Origin of the sequence: Paenibacillus sp. FSL H7-0714 (assembly GCF_038003765.1) — a bacterium.
In the GTDB taxonomy this organism is placed as follows: Bacteria; Bacillota; Bacilli; order Paenibacillales; family Paenibacillaceae; genus Paenibacillus_AQ.
In genome coordinates, this window is the sequence record NZ_JBBOPT010000001.1 from 4,803,884 (window position 1) to 4,829,605 (window position 25,722).

Genomic DNA, 25,722 nt, shown 5'->3' on the forward strand with positions numbered 1-25,722 from the left:
CAAGGACTGCATTTGTGCCAAATACTTCGTGATTTTATGCACATACTTTTATCGTTCCGTTCGATAGTATAGGTTAAAATAACCTAGTTATTTTTAACATATATATAGAGAGAGGAAGTTATAGCATGGAATTCGCACATTTGTTCAGCAAAGGTACGATAGGAAATATGGAGCTTAAGAACCGGGTCATTTTGCCTGCCATGGGAACAAAAATGAATGCTCCGGGTGGGTATGTCAGCGAGCGCTTGATTGATTACCATGTAGCACGCGCAAAAGGAGGTAACGGCTTAAATACAGTTGAAGTAACAACCGTTCACCCAACGGCTGCTTCTGAGGATGCTCCAGCCATTTATGATGATAAATTCATTCCTGGTATGACCCAATTGGCTCATGCTATTCGTGATGCAGGCGGCAAAAGCTGTCTTCAGTTATGGCATGGAGGGAAAGTAACTCCCAACCTGATTCAAGTCTCCTCCTCCCCTGTCCCTTTCGAGGGTGTAACACATATCCCCCGAGAGCTGGAGAATCACGAAGTTAGTGAGATGGTTCAAGCTTACGCAGATGCTGCTTCACGTGCGAAAAAAGCTGGATTTGACAGTGTAGAATTCCATGCTGGTCATGGTTATTTGCCACAACAATTTCTAAGCCCAGCGATGAACTTCCGTCAGGATGAGTACGGCGGTTCCTGGGAGAATCGTTGTCGCTTTCCGCTCGCTTGTATCCGTGCCATTCGAGAAGCCGTTGGACCTAGGTTCCCTATCTTGATGAGAATCTCTGCTATCGAGGATCTTCCCGGCGGACTTACACTGGAAGATATGAAGCTCTTCTCGAAGCTCGCTGAGGATGCTGGTATTGATGCGATTAATGTATCGCGCGGAGTTCCAGCAGGCGCAGCTATCAAATATGAAGTACCACCTATCGATCTACCTGTGGGCTTCAATGTAGATAATGCAGCACAAATTAAATCCGTGGTTAACATTCCAGTTATAGCTGTAGGTCGTATTAATGATCCAGCTATTGCTAATCGAATTATTGCCGAAGGACTGGCTGATTTCGTAGCTATTGGCCGCGCTCAATTGGCAGATCCTGAATTCTGTAACAAAGCATTAGCTGGACGCGCGGACACCATTGTTAAATGTGTGGGTTGTGATCAAGGCTGCTTCGATGGATTCGTAAATCCGAAGGTGCCTTTCATCAGCTGTGTATTTAATCCTGCTACCGGAAGAGAAAGTGAATATGAATTACAGCGAGCGAGCACACCAAAAAAAGTACTTATAGCCGGTGGTGGGCCAGCCGGATTAGAAGCAGCAATCACACTGAAACGTCGTGGGCATTCTCCAATTTTATGCGAAAAGAATGACATTCTAGGCGGACAGCTTTATATCGCTGGTGCCGCACCGCGTAAAGAAGAAATGGCCGCGGCTGCTCTGAATATGGGAGAGACGGCTAAACGTGAAGGTGTAGAAATCCGAATGAATACGGAGGTTACTCCAGAGCTTATTCAAGAAATCAGTCCGGATGAAGTCATTCTTGCAATCGGATCGGCCCCAATTATCCCTCCAGTAGAAGGTGTTCTGAGTAGTCATGTAGTAAATTCACATGATGTATTATGGGGAACAGCTCATCCTGAAGGTCGAGTTGTTATTATTGGAGGGGGTTTGGTCGGTCTCGAGGTCGCTGAGCTCCTGGTCGAACGCGGAAATCAAATCACTGTTGTAGAAATGCAAGCCGATGTAGCAAATGATCTGGGTATCCTTCGTAAAATCTGTGTAATGGAAAGCTTATATGGCCACGGTGTTAGATTAATGACCAACAGCAAGTGCATGACGATCCAAAAGAATAGCGTGATGGTTGAAAAAGATGGGGAGCTTCTCAGCCTGCCAGCCGATTATGTAGTAATCGCAGTAGGATCACGCGCCCTAAACAAGCAACCCCTTCAGAACTTCTTGGAGGAAAGCTCCATTCCTTATCATGTAATTGGGGATGCAGTACAAGCTCGCAGAGCGCTTAATGCTATTTGGGAGGGTGCAGAATTAGCTAGACGAATTTAGTTCATATAGTCAATTAGATTTATGAATAAACCCGGCAGGTCGCACCTGCCGGGTTACGTTCTTATCAGAACTATCTGAAAAATCAACTTTCAGGGGCTAATAAGTGCGTTAGTGCCTGCACCTGTTCCATATGTATTCGTCTTCTATAAAGCACCTTAACTCGCCCTCATTCATGAACTTGATCTTCACCCCTGAACGATATTTTCATTCTCATGTCAATGTAGAAGACACGCTAAAATTGAGTATCGGCAGCCCGATAAAAGCAGCATATCTTTCAGCAGCTTTAAACACAGCTTCTTCAGCATTTCCAAGTTCTCTAAATGGATGAATGACTATCTCAATTCCTTTTTTCTTAATCGAACGTTTCCATGTACCTATAACTTGGCCACCAACAACAATCATAGGCAGGAAAACACCGTTGTTGCCAGGAACAATTAAAGGAGCCGTCTCAGGTTCAAGTACAGCACTCCGGTCTTTATAACCAAGAATGTACTCATCGAAACCTGGAAGTAAATAGATACCTGACTCTTCATCCGCTGAAACTACTCGATGGTTAGACATCCAATACTCACTGCCATTTATATCTGTCGATTGAAGTTCTTTTTTCACAGATTCTAGCCCTCGTCTGGCATCTGTAAGGGTTATGCCTGCCCACCAAGCGAAGTCCTGAACGGTCGCTAATCCACGGGCTGTAAAATACCGCAACGCGAGTTCTTGCAACGATTGTTCGTAAGATAGCTCACGGCAATCTGGCACCCATTCCTCTAACAATACAATCGTTTGCTGTTTACCATTCATCGGACCAAAACAAATCAGTCCTTGATAGGCACTATTCCAGAGCATGTGATAACCGCGTTGATTCCCCGTGTGGATGCCTTCCTCTTCTATTAGCTGAAGTAGGACCGAACGATCCATCTGCTTCCCGCCCTTTAGAGCATCAACAATAATTTCTCTACAGCGCTCCAGTGTCTGATCATCAAGTCCAAGCTCAGCCATTCGCCGCTTCGTTTGTGATGCTAAACGCGGTGCAGAGAGCTGTAGCATCCATTTTACATCTTCTGCTGGGACGAAATGAAGCGTACCTCGCAGCGTCCAAGTAAGTATAATCTTACGGTCAGCGATTGCACGCTCTATATCAGCTAATTTCGTAGCAGGAGAACGTAGTCCGATGGCCCAAACCGCCTGCATATAGTCTTGCGCTTGCATAGCCCCCATTTTTTTCACGACCTGCTCTGGTGTGTGATGTAAAGAGCCTGCAATCATTTGATTATACAACCTACTATTTGCAATAAGGTTATTCGTCACACTACTCCCCCTTTTCAGAAATGAATCCTCAAATTATATACTTCCAGTTATTTAACAAAATGGTTAAGTCCTTGCTCATGTCTATGTCGATATTACTATTGATTCTATTGAAATACGAGATTAAATTAGAATATGAGCTCCATTCCATTGCATAATGTGCAATAGAAAGTCATATACAGACCTCAAAAAAAGGTTTCTGTTGCACTTCGTACATTAGAATTTGCAGAAAACCTTCAAAAAAGAGTTTTAACCTATATTTAATTGTAAAAAATGCAACAGAATTCAGATCCCCTTTCTTTTGGATCCATTCTGTTGCACGAAATACAACGTTAGGGATAAAATCCCCTTTTATATTACAGACTGAAGGTATTTTCTTAAACAGAGCCCTTCTTTTTAAAAGAAAAACGCTGCTTCTTCCGCTTGCTTCACTTGCTGCAACGCATTCGTGGTGTTCACCAATTCATTAGCTAGTCGATTCAGTCTAAAAATAATATCATCATCCACAATTACTTTCCGGTCATATTGTTTCTCTTCAATAAAAACATACTTAGGAACCACCACCGCTCTCATATAAGAGAGGATCGGTTTCAGTTGTTGTTCTGCCACTAAGTAATGTTTTGAAGAACCTGCAGTTACTACAATTCCGATAACTTTATCCTTAAACCCATTAACCGGGAGTAAATCAAATAGGTTCTTAAGTGTTCCTGGAATCGAAGCTTGAAAAACTGGGGTGCCAATGATATACGCGTCGGCGGCCATGATTTTCTCCAGAACAACTTTGGTATCACCTGTATAATCCATGTAGCTGCGTCCATCACTAAATTCCAGCTTATAATCTCCTAGATCAATTAGTTCTACGTCGAAATTCGGATGCTTTTCTATGATGTTGTTAAGTGCTTGCTGTACAGCAATTCTAGTCTTCGATCCAACAATGGATCCTGAAATCCCAATGATCTTCATACTATCCCCTCTTTCTTATTTCTTAGCTGTAGCACGTCTTACGGCTGGTGCTACTTCAGATGCGAACAGGTCAATCATTTGTTCCACTTGAGCATAAGGTAACCCACCGACATCAATCTGAGCTAGAAAACGATTATGGCCATACATCTCATGTTGATAGAGGATCTTCTCCACAATTTGTTGCGGGCTTCCCACGAGCAGTGCATTTCTCACACTCATCGCTTCCGCAAATTGTTCTTTCGGATAGTAAGACCCACGAAGCTCTTTCATCAAGTGATTGATATATGGATAATAATCGCGGAATGCTTTTTGTGAGTCCGGATCAATATACATTAAAGAAGTTGTACTGATGGGAAGTTCTGCTGGATTAAACCCTGACTCTGCAGCAACCATACGATACGCGTCTACAGAACCTTTAAAGGCAGATGACGGTCCACCAAGGGTGGTCAGCATCATCGGGATCCCCATTCTTCCCGCCTTAATTGCACTTGCTGGAGGTCCCCCAACCGCTCGCCAAATTGGTAACTTTCCATTTAAGGGCTTAGGGAAGATTTCCATATCATTTAATGCAGGGCGGAATTTCCCTTCCCACGTTATGCGATCGGACTCATTTATTTTCATGAGCAATTCAATTTTCTCTTCGAACAATTCTTCATAATCTCTTACGTCATAACCAAAAAGTTCATAGGCCCCGAGACGCGATCCACGTCCAGCAACAATCTCTGCTCTACCGCCTGATAACAAATCCAATGTTGCAAAGTCCTCATATACACGTACAGGATCTGCTGTACTTAGTACAGTTGCTGAACTGACAAGCTTTATACGTTCGGTTGCATTTGCAATGGCTCCAAGGACAACCGAGGCAGCTGAGGTAATGAATTTCGGTTGATGACTCTCGCCTACCCCAAATACATCTAATCCAGCATCCTCAGCTAATTTGGCAGCCGCTACGATCTCTTGAATCCGTTGTCGTTCACTAATTGCTTTTCCTGTTAAGGCGTCTGTGGTGTGATCACCTAACGTGTATAAACCTAGCTCCAACCCTTTTTTCTCATCGATTCTATATTGTTCCATCATGATTATGTCCTCTTTTCATAGTTGTATTAGGTTTAGCGGATAGGATGAAGCTTCGATTCAATCTCTTCACGACGTTCTTCCAGAAATGAAGGTAAGGTCAAATTCTCTCCTAGCGCGTCAAAAGTTTCATCAATCTCAAATCCCGGGCCATCTGTAGCAAGCTCAAAAAGAATATGGTTCGGATCCCGGAAATACAAGGAATGGAAGTAATAACGATCAATGACCCCTGTATTTTTAAATCCTGCAGCAGTGATCTTAGCGGCCCATTCGGTTAGTTCTTCGATATCCTTCACTCTTATAGCCACATGATGGATGCTCCCTTTACCCGGTCTCTCCCGATCTTTGTCATTTACTTCTTTGACGTGGAGCTCGGTGTATAAACCACCCTTCCCCGTTTCATATATATCTACCATATTCTTGGAATCACCCATGGAGGGTACTGTCCGAACTTGTGTATAGCCCAAGATATCTTCCAAAACCGCTTTTGTGCGGCCAGCCTCACGTACAGTCAATTCAACGGGTCCTAACCCAACGATGGCATACTTTGGAGGGATGTCTTCTGTAATCCACGGTTCAACTAGCTCGATACCGTTATCTTTTTCAGCCGATACTAAATGGACCGTCAATTCATCTCTATCATAAAAAGTAAGCGACTTACGTTCCCCGATACTTACTATCGCTTCATGAGGAACTTCAAAAGAATCTAATCGACTAGCCCAATACGACAAGGCTTCATCGCTAGGAACAAGAAGGGAGAAAGAGCTAATACTGTTCGTCCCTTTGCGGGTCTGACCTGCATTTGGCATTTCAAAGAAAGATACTTCGGTTCCAGGAGCACCATTACGATTTCCATAAAATAGATGGTACATGGATGGATCATCTTGATTGACCGTTTTCTTTACAAGTCTCAGTCCCAGGACCTCTGTATAAAACCATAAGTTTTGTTTAGCGTCCTTAGTAAGCATAGACACATGATGTTGTCCGTTTATGGGTTGTTGTTTCATTTTAAAAACCTCCTAATGAGTTTTGTCGAATTTAAGTTTACTAGTATACTGATGAAGAAAAAAGTAAGCTTTATTATCAATAAAGCTTTTGCGATACTACTGAACACCTCGCGGGAGTCGATTCTCATCTTGGCTATGGCGATGAATCTTTTTAAGCATGCTGTAAAACACTTTCTTCTCCTCATCTGTCAGTGGATCGAATAACGAGGCTTGGAAATCCGATTGCAAGGGCAGTACCTTCTCAATAAGTGTTTGGCCCTTTTCCGTTAAAGTAATGTACTTCACTTTCCAATCCTGTTTGCGTTCAATCCATCCTTCTTTCTCTAATCTGCCAAGCATATGGGATACCCCACCTTTAGTAATGGTTAGATGCTCGGCAATTTCCATCTGTGTTACAGGCTGATGTAATAATATTTGTACCAAGGTATCGAATTGATTAACTGTTAAGTTAAATTGCTTCAAGAATTCATTGGAAAGATCGTTACTATTCTCATATACCCTAACCAGCCGCAACCAGATCAATAAGCTTAATTGGTTATCTTCAGTGAATCCATTGTTTCTCATTTGGTCACGTCCATCGTTTGTTTTTTTTATGTGTTATTTGATTTGTTAATATGAGTATACTAGTAAACTGACGAGGAGTCAAGCTCAGTAAAAATCCTACACGCTTGCCAAATACCACTTCGGAATATAGGTTTGAAAATCATCATACCACTCCAGAACACTCTCCGCTCGGCTCAGCATATTAGCAACTTCCCTTTGACCAACCCTTATGAACCGGTTTAACTACCTCCCATGTAGAAGCATTCGGGATGTCACTAAAAAATGGAATCATTTCACAACCTCCTTTTTATCAAACTGCTTCACAAAATAGAAAAATTTTCTTATTTATTTCTTAGAAGATTATTTTATTCAATTGATGTTAGAACAACAATAGTGTATGATGCATAGTATAGATCGAATACTGTATGACACATAGTAAGTATAAGCGGCTTCGACGTCCTCTCAAGGACAGCAAGCGTTTAAACCAAAAATATAAGAACAATTTATAAGAGATTATAAATCCTTATATTTTAAATAATGAGGTGGGTGAATGAGTACTTTATTAAATTCTTTAATCACAGAGCTAAGGAGAGGTACGTTAACGCTAGCCGTTTTAAGTCAATTACGAACACCCCAGTACGGATATTCGCTCGTTCAATTGTTGGAGGAATCCAGCATCATCATCGATCAAAGCACCCTATATCCATTACTTCGCCGATTAGAGAAACAGGAATTAGTGACGAGCAGCTGGGACAAATCCGAGAGCAGACCCCGTAAGTATTATGTTCTAAGTGACTATGGCGTAGAAATTTTTTTACAGCTAAAGGAAGAATGGCTTAAGAATTCGAAAGAGCTCTACGGCCTATTACAAGGGGAGGATGACCATGAATCTAATTGAGATTTACATTCATGAAGTGACTCGGAGGTTACCGGAACAAAATCGGGAGGATATCGCTCTCGAATTACGATCTACCATCGAGGATATGTTACCGGATGATTATGACGAAAAAGAGGTAAAAGCCGTCCTTACAAAATTGGGCAATCCCGCTATTTTAGCTAGTGAGTATCGCGATCAGCCCATGTATCTCATCGGCCCACGCTATTTCGATTTATATGTTACGTTGTTAAAAATGATTATACCGATCGCTGTAGTTGTTTCTTTAATCGCTCTGGTTGCTGATTACTTGATTGGCTATAGCGGAGATAAAACAGTTGCGGATATTGTTACTGCAGTTATAAGTAGAGGAATTGGAATCTTCCTTGAAGTAGGAATCCAAGTCTTTTTTTGGATAACTGTTGTGTTCGCTATTATCGAACGGGCGGATAAAGGAAAGGAAGGTCATCCACTTACTACAAAATTAAGGAAATGGACTCCTGATGATTTGAAGGATATCGCGCTTGTCCATAAGAAAAAAGCAATTACAAGCTTCGAAGTGTTCGGAAGTTTACTGTGGACTGCCATTTGGGCTACTGTTTATTTTAATGCTGAACACCTGATCAGAGTCTATAGAGGCGGTGAAGGCGCACTTAACTTCGTAGCCCCAGCTTTTAATCAGCATGTGTTACTTGATTATTGGCCTATTATTCTTATTGTGATCGGATTAGAAGTCGCATTAACTATATATAAATTAATAAAGAGACAATGGACTAGAGAATTAGCATTATGTAATACGGGCCTCGAGCTTTTAGTGCTTATTGTATTCGCTATTATCCTTATAAATCCGAATGTATTTAACCAAGAATTCATTAACTACATGTCTAATTTATTAACAACTTCAGCTAATCAATTTGAAACGGGGTTAGTAGGTGGGGGAATTGCTTGCCTGATTTTAGTTGCGGTTCTCAATATATATGAAGGCTTCCGCAAGGCTCGCCTTTAGTATTCACAGAACGGCGATTCTCCTGTTATTTGGAGAATCGCCGCTTTGTATTCTGATTCGTTGGCTGCCTGCTTCAACAGCTTTCACAGTGTCAGTCAGCACCCTCTAAGTGTTACGGACCCAGAGGACGTTATTTGCGAATTCCCAGCCTTTTAAACAGAGTTTCGGATTCCAGCGCAGCTATTCCCTTGAAAGAGGTTCATAAATGGTGTTTTTCATACCAATAGTGTCTATACGGTCCGTTAACATCCCAAAAATGCAATAATACTTCGATTAGAGTCATCTGTGCTCGATAGGTACTTTGTATATGTCGTAATTATTATAGGAATCAATCAAAAAACAATAGAGTGCCCCAACAGCCATTCATGACTTATGGGACACTCTATCTGGTTTAATTAAAGAAGCTCAAGCTCAATAACCGTATCCATCTCGTCGGGAAGCTTAGCCCCTTTTAATGTAATAAACGCTCCACCGTCAACATCCGAATATTCCTCAGCCATCCACGGCACCTCCACCTTTAGCTCGGTACCATCACGTAGTAATCTAGCCTTTTTAATCTTCCCTTTCAAGCCTTGGAAATAGATCGGGCCAATTCCACGGTCGTAGACGTGCGCATACAACTTGTTGCCCTTTTGCGTATAACGTCCCCACTCTGGCTTAGGCAGCGAAGACTTCCCGCATCCATAAATACTTTCGCCATTAAGGCGCATCCACTCCCCAACTTCGTCAAGGATAACCAGTGATTCCCGTGTCATTTCACCCTTAGCATCTGGTCCAACATTAAGGAGGAGGTTCCCATTCTTACTGATACATTCGACCATTGAGCGAATGACCTGCTGGGTTGATTTATAATTTTTATCTTCGGAATGGTAGCCCCAGTTATCATTAAGCGTAATGCATGCTTCCCATGGAATGGATTGACCATTCACGTCAACAATGCCACCGGGAGGAATGATCTGCTCTGGAGAAAAGAAATCTCCAGCATATTCTTCTGGCTCGGCCGCGCGGATATTCCCACCCAAACGATTGTCGATAATAATATCCGGCTGGATAGAGCGAATCATACGGATTAGCTCCGTTGCTTTCCATTTCTCTCCGGTCATATTGTCGTAGGAGAAGTCAAACCACATGATGTCGATTTTGCCGTAATTCGTCAACAGTTCCTTCACTTGTCCATGCATATACTCCAAGTATCGATCAAAATCAATCGGCTTGTCTTTAGCCGCTTCGTTATCCCGATCAGGATGCGCTTTATCACCATATCCAGGGTAGTCATCATGATGCCAATCAATAATAGAGTAATACAGACCTACAGCAATACCTTCCGCCCGGAAAGCGTCTACATATTCTCGAACGAGATCACGTCCAGCAGGCGTGTTAGTCGCTTTAAAATCTGTTAGCTTGCTATCAAACAAGCAGAATCCGTCGTGGTGCTTGGTCGTAAGAACCGCATACTTCTGCCCCGCTGCTTTTGCTGCGCTGGCCCACTTCTTCGGGTCATATCGAGATGCGTCAAATTCATCGAAATACGTCATATAATGCTCTCTACTCATTCGCTCGTTTCCACGAATCCACTCACCTCGTGCTGGAATGGAATATAATCCCCAATGAATGAACATACCGAATCTATCCTGTAAGAACCATCTCGTTCTTTCTTCTCTTGTACCCATCTCTACAGCCCCTCCGTTTTCGCTAACTTTGATAAATAGTTCAGATAGTCTAGACGGTATGAAATAATGCTGCAGCGCCTATAAGACCTACATCATCCCTCAGACCTGCTGATTCAATAGTATAAGTTCCTTTATACGGCTTCATGACAAGTTCCTCTGTTTTCTCTCTCAGCGCTGGAAACAGTAGTTCACCAGCTTTGCTTACGCCTCCACCAATTACAATGCGATCAGGATTAAACGTATGTACCGCGTTAGCTAATCCAATCGCCATATAATGAATCGTTCGCTCAATCACCTCAACAGCCACAGGATCTTTTAGTGCCATCGCTTCGAAGACGTGTCGAGAATTAATCTTTTCACCACTTCTACTAGCCAGCTCTGTAATCATCGACGTTCTGCTCTCCATACTCCGCAGTGCCATATCCCGAATCGCTGTACCCGAAGCAAATACTTCCCAGCATCCATATCTTCCACAGCTACATTCCGTTCCGTTCGGGTCAATAATATTATGACCGAGTTCTCCTGCAAATGAGTTCGTTCCGAGCAGTAGCTCACCATCCATAACAATTCCAGCTCCAATTCCTGTGCTGAAGGTAACATACACCATGTTGTTCGAGCCTTTACCAGCCCCTCTTACATACTCGCCCCAAGCCGCAGCGTTCGCATCGTTTACCACCTTCACTTCTATGCCAAGTTCTGACTCCATCCAATGTTTCAGTGGAACATTATCCCATTCAGGAAGATTGGTACCGTGAATTACGATTCCATCCTGGCTATTCACAGCTCCAGGTGAAGCCAGTCCGACTCCAATCAGCGGTCGCCCTTCGGATACAGAGCGGATCATTCCGATCATTCGCTGCACCACCTCTTCAGCGGTGCGCGCGCCAGCTGTCTCCATTAATTCCCGATTCAACATGGTACCCTTTGAATCGAATAATGCTGCGGCAATTTTTGTTCCGCCTAAATCAATTCCTACTACATAGCTCTCAGCCTTATGCATAACCATTCACCTTTTCACTATCTATTATTAGCCGTTCGAATGAATATTCTTAGCTAACGCCCGCAGGGCTACTGGATCGATTGGCGACAACGCATCTTTGCCATGACGAACAGCCGATCCAAAATGTACTTCTGTGACTCCGGTCTGTTGAATAAACGTTGTAATACCTTCTGGCTTCAAACCACTTCCAGCCAAAATACTTATCGAACTACCTCTTGATTCCTCTACTAGCCTACGCATAGCGGGAATGGCTTCAGGTGCCGGACCTGGTCCAGCAGAGGTAAGTATACGAGTGATTTGCGGGTAATTACAAAGCGTCCGATAACCTGCAATTTGGTCCTCCAGCTCGTCAAAAGCACGATGGAAGGTTACTTGTAAGCCATCTGTCAACGGCAATAATATTTCAAGCGCATGCTCATCGATCTTTTTTTCCGGTGTTAATGCGCCAAGAACAACTCCCGAAGCACCACTGGCTGCAATCTGCCTGATCTCTGCAGCCATGGTCAAAATATCATCCTTGGAATAGTTAAATGATCGACTGTGCGGACGGACCATAACAAAGACAGGAATGCTAACCGATTTGGCTACCTGCTCCACCAACCCTATTCCTGGTGTTAATCCACCTTCCGTAATGGCAGTAATAAGCTCAAGACGATCTGCGCCATTCGCCTCAGCCGTCAGAGCATCATCCATACAAGTAGCGATGATTTCCAATCTCATAACTTTCACCCACTCTTCCAGTTGTTAATGATGCACTTGCTTCATGACATAATCGGCGAGCAGACGTGCACCATATCCCGTCGCTCCAGCTTCAGAGTACCCCACATCCTGTTTGTACTGTACCGTCCCAGCCATATCAATATGAACCCAGCTCATCGATTCTGCTACAAAGCGCCGAATAAATAGGGCTGCTGTAATCGCACCTGCAAAGGGGGAAGTACTAACATTGCGGAGATCAGCGTAATTACTCCGAAGATCTGCTTCATATTCATCCATTAACGGCATGGGCCACAGTCGTTCTCCATTACGCTCCCCGATCTCAACCAGGCTCTGCGTTATATCTGCATCGCCCCATATGCCCGCGATGCCTAATCCGAGCGCCGCACCGACATTTCCAGTTAGGGTAGCGATATCAACAGCTTGGTTTGCTCCGATATTCGCGGCATGAATAAGCGCATCCGCTATGATAAGTCGACCCTCGCCATCCGTATTCGCAACCTGAACAGTTACCCCGTTAGGGTAGCGGATAACAGACGAAGGTAACATAGCCTCAGCATCTGGCACATTATCAACGACTGGAATAAGTGCGGTCACATTTACATTGGCACGCTTCCGTATCAAAATATCCATAGCCCCAATTACAGCAGCTGCACCCCCCATATCCATGCGTGCATCGCTGATATCGCTAGCCGTCTTCACATTCATGCCACCTAAGTCAAAGGTTACACCTTTACCTACCAGTGCTAACATCGGTAATTCAGGGTTACTCTCGTAACGAATTTCAACTAGGGCTGGAGCGTGCTTACTCCCTGCTCCAACTGCGAGCAACCCATTCATCTGAAGTTCCACAAGCTCCTGTCCTCGATAGATATGGACTTTCAAAGCAGCATCATCACGGTCGAAAAATTCTGCCATCCATTCCGCAAAACGATCAGGATTCAGTGTCCCAGGTACCTCATTCACAAGATCGCGAGCAACTACAGCTCCTTCAGCGCGTATCTGTGCAGAAACACGTACAGCTTCCAATTCAATCGATGACAGCTCAGGCCAATCTATCGATTGAAGCTGTAAATCAACAGAGCCTTCCACCTTGGTAGTTCCCCGATAAGTTTGGAAACGGTACAAGCCGAGAATCCAGCCTTCCATCCAAGCTTGTAATTCATCATCAGCAGAAATATCCTTATTCCTATTTATAGCCTCGGATGCTAAGCGAATAAGCGAAGCACTTCTGCGTCCTTCCTTTTGAATTGCACGAGCAGCAGCTCCACCCGCTCGGCGAATCCTCTCAAGCGTAATATCCTTGCGCTTTCCCATTCCTACCGCTAACACATCAGACTCTTCCTCAGTGCGAGCATGTAACCAAGTCACACTGCTGCACTGTTTGTGGGGCACTCCCAGCTTAAAAGGAAAAGACTCCTCGTCATAAGCTAAATAGACAATAGTATCCGCCACATTAGCGGAATCGAATAAGATATTCATCGCTGTCCCTTCTTTTCCGTAAAGTTATCTCACAATTTCAGTTATCGCTCTAATTTCAGCATTTCTTCATCAAATAAATGACACGCAACCTCATGACCTGGTTCGACTTCTCGGAATATCGGTACATGCTGCTTACAGATTTCCATGCAGGAGGGACATCTTGTATGAAAACGGCATCCCGACGGTGGATCAACCGGACTTGGAAGATCTCCCTTCAGAATAATGCGCTCCTTCTTTAAGGTAGGATCGGGTACAGGTACAGAAGATAGCAGTGCTTGTGTGTATGGATGCATTGGACGATCATACAAGGTATCCTTATCCGCCGTCTCTACGAGCGAACCAAGATACATAACTCCAATTCGATCACTAATATGCTCAACAACACTCAGATCATGTGAAATGAATAAATATGTCAGGCCATACTCTTCCTGCAGATCCTGCAACAGATTTAGCACTTGTGACTGAATCGATACATCCAGTGCTGACACAGGCTCATCCGCCACGATTAAGCTTGGGCGAACAGATAACGCCCGAGCGATTCCAATCCGTTGTCGCTGCCCACCGCTGAACTCAAAAGCGTAGCGCTCGGCGTGGATACTATTCAATCCCACTGTCTCTAGTAACTCGCATGCTAGTTTATCCCGTTCTTTGGACGAGAGCTTTGTATGAATGAGCAGAGGTTCAGCCACAAGATCCTTCACCTTCATCCGTGGATTAAGCGAAGCATAGGGGTCTTGGAACACCATCTGTATATCTTTACGAATAGGCCGCATTTGATTGTCTGAGATATGGCTAATATTTTGACCCTTAAACCACACTTCACCGTCATTCGGCTCCAGCAAGCGAGTCACTAATCTACCCGTAGTAGATTTACCACAGCCACTTTCACCCACAAGGCTGAACGTTTCTCCTTTACGTATAGCGAATGAGATCCCATCAACTGCGTGCAAATATCTAGTAGTTCCGAAAAAGCCCTTCTTCACCGAAAAAAACTTCTTCAGACTTTTAACTTCAATGAGTGGAGTCTCCTTCACAAACGTTCCCCTCCTTCCGTGTTCTCCTGCTGTGTAAGCCAACAACGACTCTTTCGCTCTAGTCCCTCAATCGGGAGTAACTCTGGCTCCTGCGAGAGACAACGCTCTGTGACATAATCGCAGCGTGGCGCAAACTTACAACCTGCTGGCATTTGTGATAGATCAGGCACATTCCCTTTAATGGAATCCAAGCGACGTACATTTTGACGCAGCTTAGGAACGGATTGAATTAATCCCTTCGTATATGGATGCTGCGGTCTTGCAAATAGCTCATGAACAGAAGCTTCCTCCACTACACGACCAGCATACATAACGACTACACGGTCGCATAGCTCTGCTACTACACCAAGGTCATGGGTAATGAGCAGCATTCCCATATCCTGTTCTTCTTTCAGGTGCTTCATTAGATCTAGGATTTGAGCTTGAATCGTTACATCAAGCGCCGTTGTTGGTTCATCTGCAATCAGCAGTTTCGGATGGCAAGACATCGCCATCGCAATCATTACACGCTGCCTCATACCGCCAGAGAGCTGATGTGGATATTCATCCACCAAGTCTTCCGCACGTGGTATACCAACTAACCGCAACATATGAATGGCATGTTCACGAGCCTTCTTCCGACCATAACCCAAATGCAACATTATCGGCTCCATCAATTGCAAACCAATCTTCAGCACAGGATTAAGCGAAGTCATCGGCTCCTGAAAAATCATCGCCATTTCATTTCCCCGTATCTGGCGCATCTCTTTGTCCGTAACCTTTGTCAGATCCGTTCCCTCGAAACGAACAGAACCGCCAGAAATTCGGCCTGGCGTATCCTTAAGGAGCCGCATAATCGACAGTGAGGTAACACTTTTGCCACAGCCGGATTCTCCAACTAGACCCAGCACTTCACCTTTCTTAATCACAAAGTCAATACCTGCAACTGCCGTTATACTTCCATCGCCGCGTTTGAACTCCGTTTTCAGCCCTTGTACTTCCAGCAAATTTTGAGTCATGTCTTGTCCCTCCTTAGTTTTTCATTTTGGGATCAAGAGCATCGCGCAGTCCGTCCCCGACCAGGTTAAATGCAAGTACTGTCAAAAATATAGCTAAACCCGGAAAATAAACGATATGTGGAGCTATACTTAAATAATCGCGCCCCATGCTTAACATTGCCCCCCAATCGGGCTCCGTTGGCTTCGCACCCATTCCAAGAAAGCTCAGTGACGCAGCGGCTAAGATTGCCCCGCCAATTTTCATAGATAGATTAACGATGATACTAGGGACTGTTTCAGGAAAAATATGTCGCCAAATGATTCGACGATTCTTTGCACCCATTGAACGGGCAGCTTCAACAAACAATGTTTCCTTCGCAGATAATGTTACGCTCCGAATAATGCGGGCGAACGAGGGTGTACCGAAGACTGCAACGGCAATCACAACGTTGGATAAACCAGGCCCAAGTATAGCGACGATCCCAATGGCAAGCAGTAAATCAGGGAATGAGAACAATACGTCACTGCCACGCATAATAATCCGATCCAGCCAACCGCCATAATATCCACTGACAAGACCAAGGATGGTTCCAAGTACACCTGCAATCAATACGGAGCTCAGACTGACCGCCAAAGTCAACCTTGTACCATCAATTAAGCGACTTAGAATATCACGGCCGTATTCATCCGTTCCCGCCCAATGCTTGGCAGACGGACCCTGCATTAGCGCATCATAGTTCGGTTCATCAGGATTATAAGGGGTCAGAAATGGCCCGAAAATGGCAATTAAAAAAAGCAATATGATAAAAAATGCAGCCACAAGGGGCATCTTTTGTTTGCTGAACTTGCGAATAAAAACACCCGCGCGGCCTTTTGTTTTCTCCGGGGCTATTACCTCTCCGGGTATAGGAGAATTAGTTCCCATTACCGCCGAATTGTCGCTCATGATATCCCTCCTAATCCTATATTCACCCTATAGAAAACTATCGTAATTCTGCCTCTCAGTTACTCTAGCTTACTGAGAAAACCTGATTTTCGGATTGAGTACGCCATACAATAAATCTACAATTAAATTGATAAGGATAAATTGTGTTGAAAACAGCAGCAGCAAAGCTTGAATAACTGTATAATCCCGGAACAAAATGGAATCCACCAGCAGTCTACCAAGACCAGGAATACTGAAAACTGTCTCAACCATAACCGATCCACCAAGCAAGAATCCAAATTGAAGTCCAGCTACAGTAACGACCTGTATTAGAGAATTGCGCAGCGCATGCCTGCTAATAACAACATACTCGCGTAAGCCTTTCGCACGTCCAGTACGGATATAATCCTCCCGTAACGTTTCTAGCATCGATGACCGCGAGTAACGAGCCAGCATCGACATAATTCCCATTCCAAGTGTAATGGAAGGAAGAATATACGATTTCCATGAATCCACACCACCGGTCGGAAACCAGCCAAGCTCTACCGAGAAAATTTGAATGAGTACCAAACCTAACCAGAATCCAGGAATCGACATCCCTGAAATGGCTGTCAATGTGCCTAAGTGATCAGGCCATCTATTACGATAAACCGCTGAAATAACACCAATTAGAAGACCAATGACAAGCGCCCAAGCCATGCTGAGAAACGTTAACCACAAGGTAGGCATTATTCTACTTTCTAGCATATCGGTTACTGGAATCCCTGATCGAATCGAATTGCCCAGATTACCACTTAGTAGATCGCTCATGTAGTTTATGTATTGATTCCACAGCGGCAGATTGAGACCTAGTTGCTCTTGAATGCCATGAATCTCTTCAAGCGTGGCGTCTTTACCCGCAATAAGCCGGGCCGGATCGCCCGGAATTAAGTGAATAAACAGAAAGACTAATACCGATACAATGAATAGCAACGGAATAACCCCGAGGAGTCTTTGTAAAGCATATCTACCCAACTCATAAGCCCCCTTCAGTATCGACAAATGATTTAGTTGAGGCCGCTTCCTACCATTCTTAAGAAGCGGCCTCGTTCAATTCTTGGGAAATTAAATCTTGCGTTTGACTTGAATTATTTCACTTCTGCATTTAGGACATTAATGGAACCATCCGGGAAGACTTTGACACCTTCCAGATTCGATCTTTTGCCTGAGATGATTTGGTCAACGCCCATGAATGCCCACGGAGCATCTTCCCATACTGTTTTTTGAATATTTGCATAAATGGATTTAGCCGCTTCTGGATCAACAGATTTGTTTGCTTCAGCAATCCATTTATCTACATTTTCATTTTTATAATAAGCTGTATTCGAGCCAGCAGGTGGGAACATTTCACTACTGAACAACCCTCTAGTAGCACCATCTGCATCACCGGAGGATGGAGACCAGCTGACATACCACATTTGAATTTTTGCTTCTTCAGGTGTTTTAGCAGCGTTAATTTGGTCGGATAAAGTACCGCCTTCCATGGACTTCACTTCTACTTTAATGCCTACAAGCGCTAGCTGTTGTTGGATAAATTGCATACCCTTCATCGTTTCAGATTCGTTTTCTCCCCAAATTTCGGTTTCGAATCCGTCTGGATATCCCGCTTCAGCAAGCAATTGTTTAGCTTTTTCAATGTCATAGTCATAACCTGTTTGTGGGGAATAATATTGTGTTTTGGATGACATCGTGGAATCGAGCTTAGCGCCAAGACCCGATTTCACCACCTTGATATACGCATCTTTGTTGATAGCATAGTTAATGGCTTGACGTACCTTTACATCATCGAAAGGTTTCTTCATCGTATTCAAAGTTACATAACGAACAATGGTTGAATCGATGGTATCTATAGTAATTCCTTCAAGGCCTTCAACCTCGGATACTTGCTCGGTAGGCATTGGATAAATGAAATCAGCCTCACCAGTCTTCAGCATCGCAATCCGCGATCCATTCTCTGGTACGGGTCTAAAGGTTATACTATCCACTTTCGGCAAGTCCTTTTGCCAGTAATCCGGATTCTTCTCAACAACTAGACGATCACCTTGCACCCATTCTTTGAACTTAAACGGACCCGTTCCTACAGGTTTTTTCGAAATATCAGCTCCGTTTTCTTCTAAAGCTTTCGGGCTAATAATAGGTGCCATAGCTACTTTATTTAAAAATGCGTTGTATGGCTCGCTGAGTGTAATAACCACGGTTTTGGCATCAGGAGTCTCCACTTTGGCTACCTTTGCAAAGCTTTTGCGCAGTCTCAGATTGTTCTTCTCATCTTGAATACGGGCGATGTTTACTTTAACCGCTTCAGCATTGAAGTCAGTACCGTCTTGGAATTTAACGTTCTCTTGCAAGTTGAACGTGTAGATCAACCCGTCTTCACTTATGGAATGGCTTGCGGCAAGAACAGGAACTACGTTCATATTCTCATCAAAACCCATTAGACCTTCGTACATCGTTCTGGCAGCGCTGATTGAATGTGTATCGCTTGCGTTATGAGGGTCCAGCGTAATAAAGTTAGCATTGATGGCAATTACAATGTCTTTATCATTTTTTGTAGTTGGGGTGCTAGTTTCCGTTCCACCAGCGGTATTGCCGCCTTGTCCCTCGTTGTTCGCTTTGTTGCCGCACCCTGCAGTCACTACTACTGTAATAAGCAGCAGCATGAACATTGACCATACTTTTCCTTTTGCTTTCATGTTATACACTCCCCTTTAGAAACGATGTATTAGAAAAGCTCCCAGTCCGATTATTCATGAGACTTGAAGATTATTCTCGATCCTTATAATCAGACTTCCCATTGGAATACAGCACGTCGCTCGCCCACAATTGTGCCGCCATCATTGACAATAGTGTTCGGCACGAGTGCATATAAACGATCAATCGTATCTTGATTGCTATAGCCTAAACGTTCCAGAATCGATGCGATGATACAAGGCCATACTTGCTCGGAGCCATCGGATACTTTTAGCGAGATACCGATTCGTTCCTTTCGGAGTCCAATCCCATATACACCTTTAGCGCCGCCCTTTGCCGTCAGATTATCATCCTTTAGAAGCTCTGAGCAGACGAATTTCGTATCCGCAATCATCACCGGATTATCGTTCATAAGCTTTGCAGTCGCAGCAGCTGCGTTACGTATTTCCGTATTCTCAATCAAATCAGGACAGGCTAGCTTTAAATATGAATAAGCGATTTTATGAAGAGGGAGTGCGAAGATAGGAAGACCACAGCCATCAATCCCTTGAGGAATGGATTCCTTCGATACTTCTGCGATATAAGCCATGATATCAATGATCTCCTGTTGCACGGGATGGTTAGGATCATAATAAGTATCTATATCCCAACCCATATATTTGCTAAGGCCCATTAACCCTGCATGTTTACCTGAGCAATTATGAAAGATTTTACGAGTGGGCTCATTCGCCCGATGGCGTTCTGCCTTGGCTTCCTCATTCAGTGGGTATGTAGAACAACAATGAAGTCCCTCTTCTTTTAATCCCATTTTCTGAAAAAGAGATTCAAGTGCTTCAATATGAAAGGCCTCTCCCCGATGCGAAGCAGTAAAGAGTGAGGCTTCCTTACTTGTCAAACCGTAAACTTCATCGATCCGACGCTTCATAACCGGTAAAGCTTGGAATGGTTTAGCAGCTGAACGAAGATAGGTCATATGCTCCGGATTACCTGCTTTATACAAAATATTACCTTTCTCATCGACCACGCTAACTGCACCATAATGGACATTCTCCAGTAAGCCACCGCGATATTCTTCTACTAATGTTGTAAACCCCATATGTACAACCTCCTTCGATGTAATTATTTTAATCCAATGCGAAAAAACGATTTTGCGATAGTAGTCCAGATCCGATAATTACACCATTCTCGTTCAACATCGAACGATGAATGGAGAAAGACCCACGAAGGGGTTCCCATGTGAAGCGTGAAAGATATAGCTTCTCGACTGCTTCATAAATATCCGGAAATTTGTCTACAAGTTCTCCACTCAGGATCACACTATCAGGGTTATACATGCATACGACATTGTTGATTGTAATCGCCATATACATGAGCGCACGCTCGATCAAATGAACCGCCCAATGCTCTCCTGCATCCTTTGCTTCAAATAACTCCTCGATCGTGCGAATCGGACGAATCCGATTGGCTTCCGACAACAATGAACTGATATTTATATAGGTCTGTAAGCAACCCGCCTTACCGCACTCGCACATCATTCCGTTAGGATCCACTGTCGTATGCCCTATTTCACCAGCACTGTTCATCACCCCGCGATAAATCTCTCCCTCAAGGATCATCGCCGAGCCAACGCCTTGCCCGAAGCCCAATAGTGCGGTACGGACAGATCCAACAGCAGCGCCTTTGAGGTGTTCAGCAAGAGCTCTAACTTTCAACTCATTATCAACAGCAATTTCAAAACCGGTTAGTTCCTTTAGGCGTTTTGCTAAGGCAACATTCTTCCATCCAAGCTGAACAGAGAAGACAACAATACCTTCTTCGTTATTCACAATGCCAGGAAGTCCAACGCCAATACCGACGATACGCGTTCTGTCAATCACATGCTGCTGCGTCAGTTGTTCAATCGCTTCATTGATTCGTTCCAGTGTCTTGTCTGGACTCTCGTCCGGAGTACGCGGGTATTGCTTGCTGCAGAGAAGCTTACCTTGCAAATCTACGATACCTACAATCATAAGACTGCGATCCAGCTCAACCCCAACCGACAATACAGAAGCGTCAACCATAGCTAGCAACGTTGATTTCCGACCTAATCCTGACGATACCTGATCCGAATCCAGTAGATAGCCCTGTTCAGTTAATTCCCCAACAATTCGACTTACAGTTGTAGGGCTCATACCCGTTTGTTTGGCGATGGAAGCGCGAGAAATTGGTTGTTGATTTTTTATGATTTCGAAGACCGTCAAACGATTTTGCCGCTTCATAAAATCCTGATCGTGCTTTTTCACAGACATTCTCCTAATTATTTTCTTCAGTGCATTAATCAAACTAATAAAACTATAAAAATAAGAAAAAATTTGCCAATTAAGCTACGCTAATGTATTATTTGATTAAATTTCAGTTTAGTTTCTCCAGTGATGGGATTAATAATAAAGGCTCATTGATTGTATGTCAATATAAATGACATATTTTTTTATTCGAAATAAATGAAAGCGTTTAATATGTGATTTTTATAACAATCTCCAATAAATACATAACACAAACATAACATCAAAGACCAAAACCTCTCTCATAATAGACCGAGTGGAAACTAATAATAGGAAAAACTTAATTTAGAGTTGGAGGAAATATCTTAAAAACAAAAAGAGGTTTGGGATCGATGCAGAAGTTTTGTGAATCTGAATATTGGAAAAAGAGTAGAATCGTGCGCGGATTGATAGTGAAATGGAGATTGAACCCGCATCAAAAGCAAGTTCTTCATATAGAAACCAACTTTTGATGCGGAGTGTTAAAAAAATTATTGAAACTCTATCGCCTTAACAGACGCGTCCTCTTGTATCAGTGACAACAATTTCACAGCATTAAACGATTCAGGAAATTTTACGATAATTTCTAAATTCAATTCGGAGGCAAGACTATTATTTTCAGCGTGAAAGCTTAAAATGGTAATATTTTTTTCTTCAAGTAGCTGTTGAATTCTACTCACGGCTCCTTCTGAATTAGTCAGACAGATCACAATCTGTTGCGTTTTCGGTGAGGCCAGCCAACTGTATCGGCCATGCAAAATCTTTTGCCCAAGTAAGATAATAATCGTTGCTCCTCCACCAAGAATATAAAGACCCGATCCAATCGCCAGCCCTAGTCCCGCCGTTGCCCAAATCCCCGCTGCAGTTGTCAGGCCCTTCACAGTGTGTCTATGCATGAAAATCATTCCTGCACCAAGAAATCCCACTCCACTTACTACCTGGGCAGCTATACGTGCGGGATCGAGCTTAACATAGGACCAATCAGCTTGATCCTGAAATCCATATTTTGAAATGATCATCATAAGTGCAGCACCTAAAGCAACAATAAAATGCGTTCTAACTCCCGCTTCTTTCATCCGACTTTTTCGTTCAAAGCCAACTAAAACACCACAAATTCCAGCTCCAACTACACGAAGCAAATATTCAAACTCCATACATAGTCCTTCTCTCCTTATGATATTGCTATTTATTGTATCATAAACGGATTTCTATATTTCCCCCACCTATAATATGGACATGATATTTAACATAGTTTGAGCATGCGCACAGTCACATCTGCAAAGATTTAGCTGTGATACCTTTATAGTTGTTACTCCAGTAGACATTATATAACGGTCTACAACTAGTGAAAGAGGTGCGTATATGAAACTACCAACAATCCAATTTGGGCATATTAAATCCAAGGTTCCTGTAATTCAAGGGGGTATGGGCGTAGGCATATCCTTAAGTGGCTTAGCTGCTGCTGTAGCCAATGCAGGCGGGATCGGCACAATTTCTGGTACAGGAATCACCACCGATGAACTGAGAATGCATATTCGCAAAACAAGAGAGCTCTCAAAAGGGATTGGATATATCGGTGTGAATGTTCTATTCGCGATGAAGGATTTTGCTGATAAAATGAAGGTCGCTTTGGAAGAAAAAGTGGACTTTATTATTTCTGGAGCTGGGATTTCCAGAGATATTTATGCTTGGGGTAAAGAGTATGGTACTCCTGTGGTGTCTATTGTTTCCTCCGCCAAATTAGCCAGAATATCCGAAAGACTTGGTGCCTCTGCAGTCGTAGTGGAAGGATTTGAAGCCGGGGGCCATTTGGGCACAGAGAGATCCATGTTCGAAATTCTTCCTGAGGTTGTAGAAGCCGTTTCGATTCCGGTTATTGCTGCTGGTGGGATTCTGACGGGAGATGATATCGCAAAAGCCCTTCGGATTGGCGCTTCTGGTGTTCAGATGGGAACTCGTTTCGTGGCGAGCCATGAATGTGATGCTCCTCTGGCCTTTAAGCAAAAATATGTAGATGCTCAGCAAGGTGATACTATTCTAATTAAGTCTACAGTTGGGCTAGATGGCAGAGCGATTCGTAATGAATTCACAGATCGTATTAGTGATGATGCCAAATTAAAAATAGCCAAATGCTCTAATTGTCTAAAGGTATGTTCGCATCGCTTCTGTACCATGGAATCCCTGCTAACTTCCCTTAGAGGAGATGTTAAGAACGGGTTAGTGTTTGCCGGGTCCAGAGTTCATGAGATTAAAGAGATATTGTCCGTACAGCAGATTATTGACAATTTAATGTATGAGTATCAGGGAGCATTGAACCCGGTAACTTAAGATTGTAATACGATACTTATGCGATGATAAAGATAAAAAAAGAACCCTTTGTTGTATGCAACAAAGGGTTCTTTTTAAAAGGCGTTGTTTATAGTTGACTCTATATCAGCATAGCCTTACATCATTCCTCGAGTATTAGAAATGCCCTCTTGTTGATGACAGCTCTTATACATTTGTTCTAGCTCGGAATCACCTAAGTTAGGATGTCTTTCTTTCATAAAGGGCAACATCTCTTTAAAAGTGCTTGGAGCAAACCCGGCAGCATAAGCTGCTGTTCCAATTCCAAATGACAAAATAACAACACAGATTACTGCAAATACTCCTCTTTTCAAAAAAACCATCTCCTACTTTATAATACGGAAAAAATCAATACGAAAAAAATTTGCTGAAACCAACATGCACATCAGACCCATTCCCATAACTAGAATGGCTATGATCCAATCCGCTTTTTTCATATTCATCCTCCCGTGCCATCGAACACCCTGAATTCAATGAATAGTGGGGTTCAATAATATTAATGATTATAGATGAATATTGTGTGGAAACTATGTGGGACATGCTTAAGAGATTTATTTTTGTCAATTCCGTGAAATTAATCACTATATAATCATTTGTTCATACTGCGTTCTTATTTGAAAGATATGATTTCAATATAACAATAAACATAAAGGAGTCATGATCATGAAAAAATTGTATTACACGTCTTTTTTCTATGCCATTCTTGGTTTGATAGCAGGTGTTGCTTATCGTGAAATTACCAAAATGAATGATTTCGAAGGAAACACCATCTTAGTTGCACTTCATACTCATATCCTTGTACTGGGCTTCTTCTTCTTTATAATCGCATTGATCCTAGCCAAGTTATTTAATATCCATGAAGCTAAATCCTTTGGCGCATGGTACATTGTATATAACATTGGTCTCCTGATCACGATCGGTACTATGGCCACTCGCGGGATGCTGCAAATTAACGGGACTGATATCAGCTTCTTACCGCATATTGCCGGTCTCGGTCATGCCATAGTAGGAGCCGGTATCATATGGCTACTAATTCTGCTCGGTAAACGAATTAAATCATAGGGAAAGAGCCGCTGGATAACACTCCAGCGGCTCCTTTTTATAATCATGTAAAAGTTCATACCAAATGAGACTATAAGTATATTTGTTTATACACTGGTAAATGATACAATATGGAAGTCGCGAGATATCTTAAATTTTAACTTTAAACTATGCTTTCGAGCCAATAAAACTTTTAAGGAGTGAAGTAAATGTCTATCGATGTTTATCTGAATTTCAACGGGAATTGCCGTCAAGCCGCAGAATTTTACGCGGAGGTATTTGGCGTTGAACGTCCACAAATCATGACCTTTGGCGAAACACCACCTGATCCCAATTTCACTCTTCCTGAAGAAGCCAAAGATTTAGTTATGCACACTCGCTTGAATATCGAAGGCAGTAATGTAATGTTCTCTGATGTTTTTCCGGGCATGCCTTTTGTGGAAGGAAATAACATTAGTCTTTCGGTAGTTAGTAAAGATTTGGATGGCATAAAGAAATATTTCCATAAGCTTAAAGAAGGCGGAAAAGTAGGTATGGAATTACAAGAAACCTTCTGGAGCTCGTGTTATGGTAGTCTAAAAGATAAATTCGGCATCGATTGGCAATTCAATTATGATGACGGACGAATGAATATGTAATAAAAATAACAACGAGTATGGAGTGGCTGTGAAACCTATTAA

24 protein-coding genes are annotated in these 25,722 nt (G+C 43.0%); 6 read left to right on the forward strand and 18 right to left on the reverse strand.

Annotated elements, in window-relative coordinates; translation table 11 throughout:
• The first annotated feature begins 125 nt into the window (after positions 1–125).
• Complete coding sequence (gene baiCD, locus NST34_RS21490) at positions 126–2,051, forward strand: bile acid Fe-S flavoenzyme BaiCD (protein ID WP_339266006.1); 1,926 nt, start codon at positions 126–128, stop codon at positions 2,049–2,051.
• Between the two features lie 210 nt (positions 2,052–2,261).
• On the opposite strand, the gene NST34_RS21495 is transcribed toward baiCD, so the two are convergent.
• The 5 genes from NST34_RS21495 to NST34_RS21515 all read right to left on the reverse strand — a co-directional run bounded on the left by NST34_RS21495 (position 2,262) and on the right by NST34_RS21515 (position 6,961).
• On the reverse strand, positions 2,262–3,356 hold the full coding sequence (locus NST34_RS21495) for a winged helix DNA-binding domain-containing protein (RefSeq protein ID WP_341060132.1): 1,095 nt from the start codon (positions 3,354–3,356) through the stop codon (positions 2,262–2,264).
• A 393-nt stretch (positions 3,357–3,749) separates the two neighbouring features.
• Positions 3,750–4,316, reverse strand: coding sequence for an NADPH-dependent FMN reductase (locus NST34_RS21500; protein WP_341128744.1), 567 nt, complete (start codon positions 4,314–4,316; stop codon positions 3,750–3,752).
• Between the two features lie 15 nt (positions 4,317–4,331).
• Positions 4,332–5,393 (reverse strand): LLM class flavin-dependent oxidoreductase, encoded by a 1,062-nt coding sequence (locus tag NST34_RS21505; RefSeq protein WP_179085855.1) that lies wholly within the window; start codon positions 5,391–5,393, stop codon positions 4,332–4,334.
• A gap of 32 nt (positions 5,394–5,425) precedes the next feature.
• Entirely contained in the window at positions 5,426–6,397 is a 972-nt protein-coding gene (locus tag NST34_RS21510) for a ring-cleaving dioxygenase (protein WP_341128745.1), read from the reverse strand.
• A gap of 96 nt (positions 6,398–6,493) precedes the next feature.
• Positions 6,494–6,961 carry a MarR family winged helix-turn-helix transcriptional regulator gene (locus NST34_RS21515; RefSeq protein ID WP_042189900.1) on the reverse strand — a complete coding sequence of 156 codons (468 nt, stop codon included), beginning with the start codon at positions 6,959–6,961 and terminating at the stop codon, positions 6,494–6,496.
• 529 nt (positions 6,962–7,490) lie between these two features.
• Between NST34_RS21515 and NST34_RS21520 the strand changes: the two genes are divergently transcribed.
• Positions 7,491–7,838, forward strand: coding sequence for a PadR family transcriptional regulator (locus tag NST34_RS21520; protein ID WP_341128746.1), 348 nt, complete (start codon positions 7,491–7,493; stop codon positions 7,836–7,838).
• The gene (locus NST34_RS21525; RefSeq protein WP_341128747.1) at positions 7,825–8,820 is read left to right on the forward strand and encodes an HAAS signaling domain-containing protein; all 996 of its coding nucleotides are present in this window, start codon (positions 7,825–7,827) and stop codon (positions 8,818–8,820) included. The genes NST34_RS21520 and NST34_RS21525 overlap by 14 nt, the downstream gene beginning before the upstream one ends.
• 395 nt (positions 8,821–9,215) lie before the next feature.
• On the opposite strand, the gene NST34_RS21530 is transcribed toward NST34_RS21525, so the two are convergent.
• From NST34_RS21530 to NST34_RS21585, 12 genes are all read right to left on the reverse strand, one after another.
• Positions 9,216–10,490, reverse strand: coding sequence for an alpha-L-fucosidase (locus NST34_RS21530; protein WP_341128748.1), 1,275 nt, complete (start codon positions 10,488–10,490; stop codon positions 9,216–9,218).
• A gap of 49 nt (positions 10,491–10,539) precedes the next feature.
• Positions 10,540–11,490 (reverse strand): ROK family protein, encoded by a 951-nt coding sequence (locus NST34_RS21535; protein ID WP_143764145.1) that lies wholly within the window; start codon positions 11,488–11,490, stop codon positions 10,540–10,542.
• A 27-nt stretch (positions 11,491–11,517) separates the two neighbouring features.
• Complete coding sequence (locus tag NST34_RS21540; RefSeq protein WP_076286577.1) at positions 11,518–12,210, reverse strand: copper homeostasis protein CutC; 693 nt, start codon at positions 12,208–12,210, stop codon at positions 11,518–11,520.
• Between the two features lie 24 nt (positions 12,211–12,234).
• Positions 12,235–13,689, reverse strand: a complete 1,455-nt coding sequence (locus tag NST34_RS21545; protein WP_341128749.1) for a leucyl aminopeptidase family protein — start codon at positions 13,687–13,689, stop codon at positions 12,235–12,237.
• 41 nt (positions 13,690–13,730) lie between these two features.
• A complete protein-coding gene (locus NST34_RS21550; RefSeq protein WP_042189914.1) occupies positions 13,731–14,723 on the reverse strand; it encodes an ABC transporter ATP-binding protein in 993 nt (330 codons plus the stop codon).
• Positions 14,720–15,721, reverse strand: a complete 1,002-nt coding sequence (locus NST34_RS21555; protein ID WP_341128750.1) for an ABC transporter ATP-binding protein — start codon at positions 15,719–15,721, stop codon at positions 14,720–14,722. The genes NST34_RS21550 and NST34_RS21555 overlap by 4 nt, the downstream gene beginning before the upstream one ends.
• A 13-nt stretch (positions 15,722–15,734) precedes the next feature.
• On the reverse strand, positions 15,735–16,646 hold the full coding sequence (locus tag NST34_RS21560; protein WP_042189918.1) for an ABC transporter permease: 912 nt from the start codon (positions 16,644–16,646) through the stop codon (positions 15,735–15,737).
• 69 nt (positions 16,647–16,715) lie between these two features.
• Positions 16,716–17,639: an ABC transporter permease subunit gene (locus NST34_RS21565; RefSeq protein ID WP_042189920.1), complete on the reverse strand. Its 924-nt coding sequence runs from the start codon at positions 17,637–17,639 to the stop codon at positions 16,716–16,718.
• Between the two features lie 113 nt (positions 17,640–17,752).
• The gene (locus tag NST34_RS21570) at positions 17,753–19,357 is read right to left on the reverse strand and encodes a glutathione ABC transporter substrate-binding protein (RefSeq protein ID WP_341128751.1); all 1,605 of its coding nucleotides are present in this window, start codon (positions 19,355–19,357) and stop codon (positions 17,753–17,755) included.
• A gap of 89 nt (positions 19,358–19,446) precedes the next feature.
• Complete coding sequence (locus NST34_RS21575) at positions 19,447–20,451, reverse strand: asparaginase (protein ID WP_339242520.1); 1,005 nt, start codon at positions 20,449–20,451, stop codon at positions 19,447–19,449.
• Between the two features lie 28 nt (positions 20,452–20,479).
• Positions 20,480–21,637 (reverse strand): ROK family transcriptional regulator, encoded by a 1,158-nt coding sequence (locus NST34_RS21580; RefSeq protein ID WP_076286571.1) that lies wholly within the window; start codon positions 21,635–21,637, stop codon positions 20,480–20,482.
• Positions 21,638–22,146: 509 nt separating this feature from the next.
• A complete protein-coding gene (locus NST34_RS21585; protein ID WP_341060125.1) occupies positions 22,147–22,809 on the reverse strand; it encodes an MgtC/SapB family protein in 663 nt (220 codons plus the stop codon).
• Between the two features lie 208 nt (positions 22,810–23,017).
• Between NST34_RS21585 and NST34_RS21590 the strand changes: the two genes are divergently transcribed.
• Complete coding sequence (locus NST34_RS21590) at positions 23,018–23,983, forward strand: NAD(P)H-dependent flavin oxidoreductase (RefSeq protein ID WP_341060124.1); 966 nt, start codon at positions 23,018–23,020, stop codon at positions 23,981–23,983.
• 116 nt (positions 23,984–24,099) lie between these two features.
• Here NST34_RS21590 and NST34_RS21595 read toward each other — a convergent pair whose 3' ends face one another.
• The gene (locus NST34_RS21595; RefSeq protein ID WP_234532155.1) at positions 24,100–24,315 is read right to left on the reverse strand and encodes a hypothetical protein; all 216 of its coding nucleotides are present in this window, start codon (positions 24,313–24,315) and stop codon (positions 24,100–24,102) included.
• A 349-nt stretch (positions 24,316–24,664) separates the two neighbouring features.
• On the opposite strand from NST34_RS21595, the gene NST34_RS21600 reads away from it, so the two are divergent.
• Positions 24,665–25,063 carry a DUF2871 domain-containing protein gene (locus NST34_RS21600; RefSeq protein WP_094870196.1) on the forward strand — a complete coding sequence of 133 codons (399 nt, stop codon included), beginning with the start codon at positions 24,665–24,667 and terminating at the stop codon, positions 25,061–25,063.
• Between the two features lie 188 nt (positions 25,064–25,251).
• Entirely contained in the window at positions 25,252–25,680 is a 429-nt protein-coding gene (locus tag NST34_RS21605) for a VOC family protein (protein WP_042189935.1), read from the forward strand.
• The last annotated feature ends 42 nt before the right edge of the window (positions 25,681–25,722 follow it).